Source organism: Marinomonas flavescens (assembly GCF_004352835.1).
In the GTDB taxonomy this organism is placed as follows: Bacteria; Pseudomonadota; Gammaproteobacteria; order Pseudomonadales; family Marinomonadaceae; genus Marinomonas; species Marinomonas flavescens.
The window spans coordinates 202,379-214,441 of record NZ_SJSB01000005.1 but is presented as its reverse complement, the minus strand read 5'-3'; the positions used below and the strand labels follow the sequence as shown (position 1 = coordinate 214,441).

At 43.2% G+C, this 12,063-nt stretch carries 10 protein-coding genes and 1 pseudogene; 7 read left to right on the top strand and 4 right to left on the bottom strand.

What is annotated here, in order from left to right; all coding sequences use genetic code 11:
* Positions 1-102: 102 nt before the first annotated feature.
* A complete protein-coding gene (locus E0D70_RS07530) occupies positions 103-537 on the bottom strand; it encodes an alpha/beta hydrolase (RefSeq protein ID WP_165942881.1) in 435 nt (144 codons plus the stop codon).
* A gap of 513 nt (positions 538-1,050) precedes the next feature.
* Positions 1,051-2,022, bottom strand: coding sequence for a histone deacetylase family protein (locus E0D70_RS07525; RefSeq protein ID WP_133011657.1), 972 nt, complete (start codon positions 2,020-2,022; stop codon positions 1,051-1,053).
* 170 nt (positions 2,023-2,192) lie between these two features.
* Between E0D70_RS07525 and E0D70_RS07520 the strand changes: the two genes are divergently transcribed.
* Positions 2,193-2,654, top strand: coding sequence for an EVE domain-containing protein (locus E0D70_RS07520; RefSeq protein WP_133011656.1), 462 nt, complete (start codon positions 2,193-2,195; stop codon positions 2,652-2,654).
* A gap of 27 nt (positions 2,655-2,681) precedes the next feature.
* On the opposite strand, the gene E0D70_RS07515 is transcribed toward E0D70_RS07520, so the two are convergent.
* Positions 2,682-3,365 (bottom strand): hypothetical protein, encoded by a 684-nt coding sequence (locus E0D70_RS07515; protein ID WP_133011655.1) that lies wholly within the window; start codon positions 3,363-3,365, stop codon positions 2,682-2,684.
* A gap of 194 nt (positions 3,366-3,559) precedes the next feature.
* Here E0D70_RS07515 and miaB point away from each other — a divergent pair, with 194 nt between their 5' ends.
* From miaB to lnt, 5 genes are read left to right on the top strand one after another with little or no spacing between them, the layout of a single operon-like run.
* Entirely contained in the window at positions 3,560-4,915 is a 1,356-nt protein-coding gene (miaB, locus tag E0D70_RS07510) for a tRNA (N6-isopentenyl adenosine(37)-C2)-methylthiotransferase MiaB (protein ID WP_133011654.1), read from the top strand.
* Between the two features lie 12 nt (positions 4,916-4,927).
* Positions 4,928-5,974 (top strand): PhoH family protein, encoded by a 1,047-nt coding sequence (locus tag E0D70_RS07505; RefSeq protein WP_133011653.1) that lies wholly within the window; start codon positions 4,928-4,930, stop codon positions 5,972-5,974.
* The gene (gene ybeY, locus E0D70_RS07500) at positions 5,974-6,438 is read left to right on the top strand and encodes an rRNA maturation RNase YbeY (protein ID WP_133011652.1); all 465 of its coding nucleotides are present in this window, start codon (positions 5,974-5,976) and stop codon (positions 6,436-6,438) included. The genes E0D70_RS07505 and ybeY overlap by 1 nt, the downstream gene beginning before the upstream one ends.
* 12 nt (positions 6,439-6,450) lie before the next feature.
* Positions 6,451-7,314, top strand: coding sequence for an HlyC/CorC family transporter (locus E0D70_RS07495; protein ID WP_133011651.1), 864 nt, complete (start codon positions 6,451-6,453; stop codon positions 7,312-7,314).
* A gap of 2 nt (positions 7,315-7,316) precedes the next feature.
* On the top strand, positions 7,317-8,918 hold the full coding sequence (gene lnt, locus E0D70_RS07490; RefSeq protein ID WP_133011650.1) for an apolipoprotein N-acyltransferase: 1,602 nt from the start codon (positions 7,317-7,319) through the stop codon (positions 8,916-8,918).
* 56 nt (positions 8,919-8,974) lie between these two features.
* Here lnt and E0D70_RS07485 read toward each other — a convergent pair.
* Positions 8,975-9,427: pseudogene (locus E0D70_RS07485) on the bottom strand (zinc ribbon-containing protein); the annotation flags it as partial.
* Between the two features lie 151 nt (positions 9,428-9,578).
* Between E0D70_RS07485 and leuS the strand changes: the two are divergent.
* Positions 9,579-12,017 (top strand): leucine--tRNA ligase, encoded by a 2,439-nt coding sequence (gene leuS / locus E0D70_RS07480; RefSeq protein WP_133011648.1) that lies wholly within the window; start codon positions 9,579-9,581, stop codon positions 12,015-12,017.
* Positions 12,018-12,063 lie beyond the last annotated feature (46 nt).

Below are 12,063 nucleotides of genomic sequence, written 5' to 3'. Positions count from 1 at the left end.
TGCTGATAATTCATGTTGGTACTGCTTTGTTCTGTGGTAAGAAGAATCATACCAACTTCAGCAGTTGGCTTCTTCTACACCTGATTAGCAGTGTCGCACTTATTATCTGAATTTAGGCATAATTGTTCTGTAGCCAGTATACCCATGAGAAAGAATGATAAGTGGAAATTTTCCTGCCGTATTAACAACCGCTGAATTTCTAACGGCATTTGCGATAATTGAAAACGGTTGCCCTGATCGAGTTACATTGTCATACGTAGTGGCATTATTACTATTTACTTTTTCACTACCTGGATACCAAACTTCTAGTTTCAGCGTTCTTGTCTTGTTGTCTGCATTAGTAAACGGGTCGTAATAATTTTTATCCGTTATTTCCATTGTTCTTACACCAACGCTATACCCCCCTGCTTTTGCCAAATCAGGGCTCATTTCTGATGGAACGTTAGTGTATAACTGCTCAGGCGTTGGCGGAACTGAAGCGATTGCCTGTTGTGAACATATAATAGTTGATAAAGAGAACAACATTATTTTAAACATACTCATCCTTAATTTTTGTCTTTATTATTTTGTTGACTTTATCACCCTACCAAATTACGTAAAAGATAACATTAGTGAAAAATTATTTTCAAACTGAGATTGGATGGGGAGAGTTATTTATCCATAACCTCATACACAAAAGTGGAACCTTTAAAAAACTCTCATCGTTTTGACTATGAAGCAACGACGTTATTACACACTAAGAAACCTGTGTTTTATGGCAGATAAGTACTTTATTTTTAAACGAATTCAGGGTTTTACTAGTTGAGGGGTTGGTTCAAGCGCAAATGGTTAGGTCGCGGGGATGCCACTTCCTAAATATAATATTTATTTACCTCAGAAAAACTCTATCGATCCACCGCTGGAGTCTTTCAGCAGCGTCACAAAATTATCAGTTTTATTATTCAATGCTGCCCGCCTAAGCTTTTTACCTGTTTTTATTCATTACTATTGGGCGTGTTTTTCTAACTAACGGGCCTGTGCAAAAAAATGCTGCGTGAGTGAATACAAAGCTTACGAAGATGAAAGACTATTCTCTTCCCAGACTTGAGCTGCCGCTTGGTGCAATAAACTATGACGCCAAGCGACACGCTCTTCTTGTCGATCGTAGCCACCACCTATCACACACGCCACTGGCAAACCTTGTTCAATGCAGGTGCCGATCATATAGCGATCACGTGCTAACACGCCACTGTCCGTCAGATTGACGTAACCTAATCGATCGTCTTTGTGCACATCAACTCCAGCATCATAGAAGATGAAATCCGGTTGATACTCAGCAAGCAAGCTCGGTAAGGTATTTTGCAGAATAGACAAATAGCATTCGTCATCGGCGCCTTTTGGAATCGCGATATTGATACCTTTTGTTTGCTTCACACTGGGGTAATTTTCTTCACAATGCCAAGAAACAGGGATTATGTCGGTACGGTCTTGAAAGAAGGCCACGGTGCCATCCCCTTGATGCACATCACAATCTAAAATGAGAATTTTTTTCGCTTTACCAGAATTGACTAACGCCAGTGCCGCAACCGCTAAATCATTAAAAATGCAGAATCCCGCTCCGTGAGAAGGATGCGCGTGATGAGTCCCACCTGCAAGATGACAAGCCAGACCATGCTGCAATGCCAACTCGCTGGTTAATATCGTTCCTGAAACTGCGCGCAAGGTCCGCTCAACCAACCACTCAGACCAAGGTAAGCCAATGCTTTTGATCTCTTGAGCGGTTAATTCACCACGAATAAATCGTTGTACATAGCTTTTGTCGTGGGCTTGCATCAATGCTGTTAATGATAGTGGCGCTGGTTGATGTTCATTTTCATCAGTCAGTATTCCCAGCTCTCGTAATGTCTCGGCAAGCAGCCTGAATTTATGCATAGGAAAACGATGCCCCGCAGGAAACGGAATACTGTAGTTAGAGTGAAACACCAATGGGAGCGATTTATGGCTGACTGGCACGACATTGCTTACCGAAAGGAAGTTGGTCATAGAAAGTAGGGAAACTCTAAAACATCAAAAAAACCATGCTATCAAGAATCAAGAGCGATGCGCTACCATCCCTTTAGGGTAATAGCCCGCCTAGATTAATATGATAGTTCCCGATAACATGCAAAACAACACTGTGTTATATCCGCTATCAAGATACATACGAGGAAAACATGCCAAACTATTGGTTGATGAAATCTGAACCAGATGCGTTTTCAATAGACGATCTAATAAGACAGGGAGCTTCTCCTTGGGATGGTGTTCGAAACTATCAAGCACGTAACTTTATGAAAGAGATGCAGGTGGATGACCTTGTCTTTTTTTATCATTCAAGTTGCAAACCGGCGGGGATTGTCGGCATTGCAAAAGTCACTCGATGCGCTTACCCAGATCACACGAGTTGGGACCCAAGCAGTGCTTACTACGACCCTAAATCCACCCCAGAAAGTCCGCGCTGGTTTATGGTGGATATTGAGTTGGTCGAGAAATTTCCTGCGCTTATTCCATTAAGCACCCTAAAGCAAGATCCAGCATTAGCCGAGATGCTGTTAGTCAAAAAAGGCAGTCGTTTGTCTGTCATGCCCATTCAAAAAAATGAGTTTCAGCATATCATCAGTACCACTCACTATGCCTAATCAGACTAGCAGGCCAGCGATTTATATTCAGTGATAACGCCTTTCACGCACTTTTAACGAGACGGCTTTATCAAAGTAGTAACGCGCGACAACACCAAAATAGTCGTTTCGCTCACCAGATCGTACAATAATCCCGACACTACCAAGCTGCTTATACTTTTCCGGCTGATAATAGGTTTCAAATCGCCAAGCCGCTTCGTCATTATAATGTTCGCGGTATAAGGAAATACGTTGATCATCCGTCAAATAGTAGCTCGCACCAACTCGTGTACTACTAATGTTACTCAAAGTATTTTTATAAGAAGTATAATTACCCGTTAAAGTAACAGAACCCCAAAACACATCGGCCATCCCTCGACCAATAACGCTTCGCTCAGACTCTTTATTTTCATCTTTGGGTTTAAGTTCAGAAAGCCCGATACCAACACCAAGGCGGCCGTATTGATTACGAGCAAACCAATTAGAGGACAATTCAGACTGTGCAAAGCTGTCTTTTGATGACCCCGTAATTAAATAGTTACTGTTCAGCAACACTTGTGTGGAATACACCTCACTTAAGGGTATATTAAGCATGACATCAATATTAAACAGCGCCTTACTGTTTAATAGCCCTGCGCCCAAACCAAGTTCGAAATTAGGCGCTTCGTCTTCCGCCCACACCACACTGTGGAAGATGTTAAAAAAAATGAATATTGAAAACAGATACTTCATATAGGTTCCTTGCCTAGACAGCCCGTAACTGTGGCATTGTAGGGCAAATAAAGCAAAGCAGATGAGTCTTTCTTGACGAACTATTTCGACTTAAAACGCTCGGAATGTTCGAGACCACTGTGATTCAGACTCAATCCCCAATATAATGGGGACAAAGTCGATTAGACGAACTCTTTTTTAGGTTTATAGGTTACATGGCAAAAAAACTTTTTATCCAAACTCACGGCTGCCAAATGAACGAATACGATTCTTCTCGTATGGCGGATTTACTTGGCGAAAGTCATGAGATGGAACTAACAGACAACGCAGAGGAAGCAGACGTTCTGCTTCTAAACACATGCTCCATCCGCGAAAAAGCACAAGATAAGGTGTATCACCAACTTGGTCGCTGGAAAAAGCTAAAACTTAAAAATCCAGACCTTGTGATTGGTGTTGGCGGCTGTGTAGCTAGCCAAGAAGGCGATGCTATTCGTAAGCGCGCCAAACACGTTGATATGATTTTTGGACCACAGACGCTGCATAAATTACCAGAAATGGTGAATGCTGCGGGTAAGCACATCCCTATTACTGATGTGACCTTCCCAGAAATTGAAAAATTCGACCATCTACCCGCTCCTCGTGTTGATGGTGCAGAAGCCTTTGTTTCTATCATGGAAGGTTGCAGTAAATACTGCACATTCTGCGTAGTTCCTTATACCCGTGGCGAAGAAGTTAGTCGCCCATTCGAAAGCATATTAGTAGAAGTCGTTCAGCTTGCAGAGCAAGGCGTTCGTGAGATTCATCTTTTGGGTCAAAACGTAAACGCTTATCGTGGTGAAAATGAAGACGGTGACGAAACGGATTTAGCTGATATTATTCATGCTGTTGCACAAATCGATGGCGTTGAGCGTATTCGTTTTACAACCTCTCATCCTGTTGAATTTACTGACAGTTTAGTTGAAGCCTTCCGCAATGAGCCTAAATTAGTTAGCCACCTTCACTTGCCTGTGCAAAGTGGTGCTGACCGTATTTTAAGTGCGATGAAGCGCGGCCATGACCGTCAATACTATATTGATAAAATCAACCGAATCAAAGAAGCGCGTCCTGGTATCAGCTTATCTTCTGACTTCATCATTGGTTTCCCTGGTGAGACCAATGACGACTTCATGGATACCATGAACTTGATACAAGAAATTGGTTTTGATCACTCTTTCAGCTTTGTTTATAGCCAGCGCCCAGGCACACCAGCGTCTAATTTAGAAGATGACACGCCTGATGACGTGAAAAAAGAACGCCTTTCTATCCTGCAGCGCCGTATTAGCCAGCAAGCCTATGACATTAGTTTGGCAATGGTTGGAGAAGTTAAACGCATCTTGATTAGTGGCTATTCACCGCGTGATCCAGGTCAGCTACAAGGTCGTACCGAAAACAATCGTATTGTGAATTTCCGTGCTTCTGACCCTCAACTTATTGGTAAATTTGCTGATGTGGTCGTCACAGACGCTTATCCGAATTCCCTACTTGGTGAATTGATTAGCTCCGAACTTGATTCTGATTTCACTCTTCAATAAATTAGGTAACTCTTGGAAACAACACAAATAACACAACAAACTCGCTTAGCGCCGGCCGAAGCTTCGGCCTTGGCCGTTTTGTGTGGTCAGCTTGACGAAAATATTAAACTTATTGAAGCCCGTCTTGATGTTTCTATTCATTATCGTGGTGAATTATTCAATATTTCAGGCGATGACGCAGAACGCGTGGCTGCCACTAAAACGCTAATCGAAAACTTGTATCGCGAAGCGTTGGCAGAATCGGTATTAACCACCGAAAGCATTCATCTTTACCTGCAAGAATCTACCATTGAGTCCCTTACTAAAAGCTCAAAAAGCCAAAGTAATCAGTTGGTTGTTAAAACGCGTAAAGCGTTTATCAAGCCAAAAGGCGAAAACCAGCAAGGCTATGTACGCGAGATTCGCAAGAACGACATCAACTTTGGTATTGGTCCGGCTGGAACAGGGAAAACGTACCTTGCTGTGGCTTGTGCGGTAGAAGCACTTGAAGCAGAGCGTGTAGAGCGTATTATGCTCGTTCGTCCTGCCGTTGAAGCAGGTGAAAAGTTGGGGTTTCTACCCGGTGATTTATCACAAAAAATAGACCCATATTTACGCCCATTGTACGACGCTCTCTATGAGATGCTCGGTTTTGAATTGGTGGAAAAATTCATTGAGAAAAATATCATTGAAGTGGCACCTCTTGCATTTATGCGCGGTCGAACACTTAATAATGCGTTTATTATTCTTGATGAAAGTCAAAATACAACACGTGAACAAATGAAAATGTTTCTCACTCGAATCGGTTTTGGTTCTACTGCCGTGATCACTGGCGACACCTCACAAGTCGATTTACCGCGCGGAACAAATTCTGGTCTTACCCACGCAATGCATGTATTACGTGGCGTAAACGGTATTAGTTTAACCCATTTCAGTGCTGGTGACGTTGTTCGTCATCCGATTGTTCAACGCATCGTTGAGGCTTATGAGCGCTTTGATGTGGAAGAAGAAGCAGAGAAAAAAGCACGTACCGAAGCTCGCCTTCAAGCACAAGCTGAGCAACAGGGTAATAAAGAATAATGGCTGATTTAGAGTTAGATCTGCAAATTGCGACACTAGCCACCGACAATCTTCCTAGTTTTGAGGATTTTTCACGCTGGATAAAAGTCGCTTTGCCGACCATTGGTGATGAGTTCGAAGTAACGGTTCGCCTTGTCGATGAAGAAGAAAGCCTTGCCTTAAACAGTGAGTATCGCGGTAAAGACAAATCAACTAATGTGCTGTCTTTCCCCTTTGAAGCGCCAATGGATTTGGACGTGCCCCTGCTTGGTGATTTGGTTATTTGCACTCAAGTGGTTAACCGAGAAGCAGAAGAGCAACAGAAAACTGCTTTAGATCACTGGGCACACTTAACAATTCATGGCATATTGCATTTACGTGGTTATGACCATATAGATGATGATGAAGCAGAAGAAATGGAAGCACTAGAAATACAACTGCTTGCTTCCCTAGGCATATCCGACCCCTATTTGATAAAAGAGTGAGTTCACAACCCCATGAGTGAAGACCGATCGAGTAATTCCAACGATCATAAATCTTGGTTTGAGCGATTAGCACAAGCATTTCATGACGAACCTCGTAGCCGAGAAGATATCGTCAAATTACTGGAAGCTGCCGTAAAATCGGATGTTATAGACCGCGATGCCTTTACAATCGTAGAGGGTGCTTTAGAGGTATCTGAAGTACAAGCTCGCGATATCATGATTCCACCATCGCAAATGGTGATCATCAAATCTGAAGATGATCCAAAAACCTCGATTCGAAAAGTTATCGACTCTTCTCACTCTCGATTCCCTGTTGTTGGTGAAGAGCCAGATGAAATTCTGGGTGTTCTCCTCGCAAAAGATTTACTGCCTTTGTTGTTCAAAGATGAAGATATCGTTCTTGAAGATATTCTTTCACGTCTGCGTCCAGCAAACTTCATCCCAGAGAGCAAACGTCTGAATGTGCTACTGAATGACTTCAGAACCAAGCGCTATCACATGGCACTTGTTCTTGATGAATACGGCAGTGTCTCTGGCTTGGTTACCATTGAAGATGTGCTAGAACAAATTGTCGGCGAAATCGAAGATGAAACCGATCGTGAAGAAAATGAAGACATCCAAACAACGGATGAAAAGAATGTTTTTCTTGTACCGGCATTATGCACTATCGAAGACTTCAATGAGTTCTTTAAAATTGAACTAAGTGAAGAAGAATTTGATACCGTTGGCGGCATTATCGTACAGCAATTTGGTCATGTGCCAGTGCGTGGCGAAGAAATCACGTTCAATGATCTTCATTTTCATGTTGTGAAATCCGATGGCCGACGCGTCAAAACCATTCAAGTAACTATCCCAACACCTGAAACAACGGAATAATAATGGCTGATATCCACCCCGACTTAACCACTAAAGCGGGGCGGAAACGCCCTCGCTTTCTTCAAAATGGCTCCCCTTATATTATTTTCCTTATTGGCCTACTGGCTGGTGCTATTGGCATTACCAGTTTTTCACCATATAACTTTTGGCCTAGCTACTTCGTTACACTGATTGCGTTCACCACCTTAGTTATTTCTAGTTCAACGGCAAAAACAGCCTTTTGGCGCGGTACTTCTGTAGGCTTAGGCTTCTTTGGTGCGGGTATTTCTTGGGTTTTTGTTAGCATTGATACTTATGGGCAAGTGGGCGATATTGTCGCAACGCTTATTACGCTACTTTTTGTCTTAGTCATCACTGCTTTTTGGTCTCTTTCTGCGTGCCTGTCTTGGTATTTAATACAACGTTTTAAGAACATCCCTCCTGCCCTGCTGATTGCTTTTAGCCTGCTATTGGGTGAATTTGCGCGAAGCCATTTATTTACTGGCTTTCCTTGGCTTTTACCCGGCTATTCAATCCAAGAAACATGGCTGTATGAATTATTGCCTATTGGGGGGATTTGGCTAACCAGCGCCATTGTTGTTATTACCGCTTGCCTTATTCCTGGCCGCTTGTTTAGCAATCATAGCCATGCTGCGCTGATCATCATTATGATTGCAGCTTGGTCATCTGGCCTGTACCTGCATTACTTTCCTGAAAAATGGGTCACACAGACTGGTACGATTAAAACAACACTGGTTCAAGGCAATGTGGCACAAGATCTAAAATGGCAACGAAGTACGGCCTCTGAATCTCTAGCATATTATGAAAAAGCGACTCAAGAGCATTTAGACAGTGATTTGGTGGTCTGGCCAGAAACGGCAATCACTTATCTTTACCAACAAGTGAAACCATTCCTTGCGCCTTTTAGAAAAGAACTTGTCGACTCAAACACCACGTTAATTACTGGCGTTCCAGATTATGACACAACAAAGAAAACCTATTACAACGCAATGTGGGCAACAGGAAATGGGCATGGCCTTTACTATAAACGCCACCTAGTGCCTTTTGGCGAATACATACCCTTTTCTTCTATTATTGGCCCTATTTTAGATATTTTCGGTATGCCGATGTCTTCTTTTTCTCCTGGCAAAGAGCATCAACCAGACCTAAACGTTGGACCATGGAAAGCCGCGCCGTTTATTTGTTACGAAATCGTGTATCCAGAACAAGTACGCAAACGAGTCCACGATAGCGATTTTCTAATCACCATTAGTAACGATGGTTGGTTTGGCGCTTCTATCGGGCCTTGGCAACACTTACAAATCGCACAATTTCGAGCAAAAGAAACAGGGCGGTATTTGATTCGATCAACCAATACCGGGGTGTCTGCGATTGTTGATGAAAATGGTAAAATAGTAAGCGAAGCGCCGCAGTTCAAAAGAACAACTCTGACTTCTGATGTGAAAACATTTAAAGGGCTGACGCCTTATGTCCAATGGGGTTACTGGCCTGTCCTGCTATTACTTTTCATCGGTTTTATCTTGTCTTATGCAAGCAACAGAATCATTAGTAAAAGACTAATCAGTGAAAAAAAGAGCCATCTTAAAAGACGACTCTATACATAAGCGCGCTCAGGGGCTGGTTAAATCACTTGTGAATTTACCAGCCTTACTTGACCGTTCTACAGTGGGTGGGTCGACATCAAACCATAATGACAAATTTCACAGGTTGATAAAATCCCATCTTTTTCCAGTACATTATCGTGGCCACAAGACATACAGTGATAAACCCCAGCACTTGCCTTTTCACCAGCCACATGACATTTCTCTAAAGGCACAGGATTGTTGTTCGCGTGATTGATTAACCACAACAACGCCACATCTTCTTTATTATCAAGCTCATCAATAAAGTCTTGCCCTTCGTCCATGACAAGATGCCAGTTAGCATCTACCCACGCTTCGGTATAACCCATTTGATCATCCCAATAGGCTTTCATCAGGGATACATCATCTAACAACCAATCTTTCGCACCTTGCAATGTTTTGCGTGCTTCCTCGACTAGATCCGTGTTGTTTTGCTCATTTTTATGATCTTTTTTCATTGTTTTCATAACTCCCCTTCTATGTGCCTTCTCATTAGAGCTCCATCTCTATAAAATAGCGAATATTCTTAGACTCTGTTGGGCTCTGCGCAAACATTTAATGCAATTCTTTTATGTTTCCTTACTTGGAGACGATTGTGTAGACAAGACCAACCTAACGCCTTTTACGGGACCATAAAACATCATGCAAGAACAATATAATCCTCAGCAAATTGAACAAGCTGCTCAATCATTTTGGGATGAAAACAAAGTTTTTAAAGCTGTCGCCGATACAAACAAAGAAAAATTCTACTGTTTGTCTATGTTCCCTTACCCAAGCGGCCGTCTACACATGGGTCACGTGCGTAACTATACCATTGGTGATGTTATTTCTCGTTACCAACGTATGCAAGGCAAAAACGTTTTGCAACCAATGGGTTGGGATGCTTTTGGTCTGCCAGCAGAAAACGCAGCGATCAAGCACAAAACTGCGCCAGCAAAATGGACCACTGAAAACATCGCCTACATGAAAGGCCAACTAAAAGAACTTGGCTTTGGTTACGATTGGGATCGTGAAATCGCGACTTGCACCCCAGAATACTACAAATGGGAACAATGGTTCTTCACTCAGTTAGTAGAAAAAGGCTTAGCGTACAAAAAAACTGCAGCAGTGAACTGGTGTCCTGAAGATCAAACCGTATTGGCTAACGAACAAGTAGAAGATGGCGCTTGTTGGCGTTGTGGCACTACCGTTGAGAAAAAAGAAATCTCTCAGTGGTTTATTCGCATCACTGATTACGCTGAAGAATTGTTAAACGACCTTGATCAACTGGATGGCTGGCCAGAAAAAGTAAAAGCCATGCAGCGTAACTGGATTGGCCGTTCTGAAGGGCTAGAATTCAGCTTCGCGGTTGAAGGTAAAGAAGAACGCCTTTCTGTTTATACCACTCGCCCAGATACTATCATGGGTGTTACCTATGTTGCCGTTGCCACTCAGCATCCATTGGCTCTAGAAGCGGCTGAAAATAACGCTGAACTGGCTAATTTCGTTGCTGAAAGCAAGTTGATGTCGACCACTGAAGCCGACATGGCAACGGTTGAGAAAAAAGGCATGGATACGGGTTTTAAAGCTGTCCACCCTATTTCTGGCGACATCGTTCCTGTTTTCGCTGCCAACTTTGTGTTGATGGAATACGGTTCTGGTGCGGTTATGTCGGTACCTGCCCACGATCAGCGTGACTTCGAATTTGCGAAAAAATATGGTTTAGAAATCAAGCAAGTTATTCAAAGCGATGCTGCTGACCTAGAGAAAGAAGCGTTTACTGAAAAAGGCGAACTTTGTAACTCTGGCGAATTCGATGGTTTGACGTTTAAAGACGCGTTCGATGCTATTTGCGCTTGGATGACAGAAAACGGTATTGGCGAGAAAAAAGTCAATTACCGCCTACGTGACTGGGGCGTTAGCCGCCAACGTTATTGGGGGACGCCAATCCCAACAATCAACCTAAAAGATGGTTCTGTGGTCCCTGTACCAGAAGATCAACTTCCAGTTGTGTTGCCAACAGACGTAGTGATGGATGGTGTTAACTCACCCATCAAAAACAACCCTAACTTCTCGTCTATTATGTTCAACGGCGAAGAAGCAGAACGCGAAACGGATACTTTTGATACCTTTATGGAATCTTCTTGGTACTTCGCTCGCTACTGCTGCCCAGATTCAAAAGACGCCATGCTGACAGAAGAAGCCAATTACTGGCTACCTGTTGACCAATATGTAGGTGGTGTAGAGCACGCAATCTTGCATTTGCTGTACTCGCGTTTCTTCCATAAATTGTTGCGCGATGCGGGTCTAGTCACCTCTGACGAACCATTCAAACGCTTGCTAACCCAAGGTATGGTTAACAAAGACGGCACTAAGATGTCTAAGTCCAAAGGCAATACCGTTGACCCTCAACAAATGATTGAGAAATACGGTGCTGACACAGTGCGCTTGTTCATTATGTTTACCGCGCCACCAGAGCAATCTCTAGAGTGGAACGATGCCGGTGTTGATGGTGCGTCACGTTTCTTACGTCGCTTATGGGCTTTGTCTTACCGTCATACCAATGCAGGTGAGATTGGACAATTAGACATTGCTGCGTTGAACGGTGCACAAAAAACGCTGCGCCGTAAAACCCATGAAACGATTCAAAAAGTCACTGATGATATTGAACGCCGTCAAACCTTCAACACCGCGATTGCCGCTGTGATGGAGCTTTGTAACGAGGTTAGTAAGTTTGAAGACAACTCACCATTGGGACTTGCGGTCGTTCAAGAAGCGTTAGAAGCCGCCACCTTGTTGTTGTCTCCTATCGTACCGCACATTTCACACCAGCTTTGGACAGATCTTGGCCACACAGGCAATGTTGTGGATACACCTTGGCCAACATTGGACGAAGACGCCTTGATCAAAGACGAATTGACCATCGTGGTTCAAGTTCTGGGTAAGAAGCGTGCTGAATTAACGGTATCAGCCAGTGCGGATAGTAAAACGATCGAAGCGGAAGCATTAGCACATCCTGGTGTAGCTAAGTTTCTTGAAGGTAAAACGGTTCGTAAAGTGATTGTTGTGCCTGGCCGTTTGGTCAATATAGTCGCAAACTAATACGCTCCCAAAGGGATGGCGTCGCCATCCCTTTTCATTCTTACTG

Excerpts from the sequence above, each read along its gene's own strand:
- E0D70_RS07530 (WP_165942881.1), bottom strand. The coding sequence starts at position 537 with ATGTTTAAAATAATGTTGTTCTCTTTATCAACTATTATATGTTCACAA.
- E0D70_RS07525 (WP_133011657.1), bottom strand. The coding sequence starts at position 2,022 with ATGACCAACTTCCTTTCGGTAAGCAATGTCGTGCCAGTCAGCCATAAA.
- E0D70_RS07520 (WP_133011656.1), top strand. The coding sequence starts at position 2,193 with ATGCCAAACTATTGGTTGATGAAATCTGAACCAGATGCGTTTTCAATA.
- E0D70_RS07515 (WP_133011655.1), bottom strand. The coding sequence starts at position 3,365 with ATGAAGTATCTGTTTTCAATATTCATTTTTTTTAACATCTTCCACAGT.
- miaB (WP_133011654.1), top strand. The coding sequence starts at position 3,560 with ATGGCAAAAAAACTTTTTATCCAAACTCACGGCTGCCAAATGAACGAA.
- ybeY (WP_133011652.1), top strand. The coding sequence starts at position 5,974 with ATGGCTGATTTAGAGTTAGATCTGCAAATTGCGACACTAGCCACCGAC.
- E0D70_RS07495 (WP_133011651.1), top strand. The coding sequence starts at position 6,451 with ATGAGTGAAGACCGATCGAGTAATTCCAACGATCATAAATCTTGGTTT.
- lnt (WP_133011650.1), top strand. The coding sequence starts at position 7,317 with ATGGCTGATATCCACCCCGACTTAACCACTAAAGCGGGGCGGAAACGC.
- leuS (WP_133011648.1), top strand. The coding sequence starts at position 9,579 with ATGCAAGAACAATATAATCCTCAGCAAATTGAACAAGCTGCTCAATCA.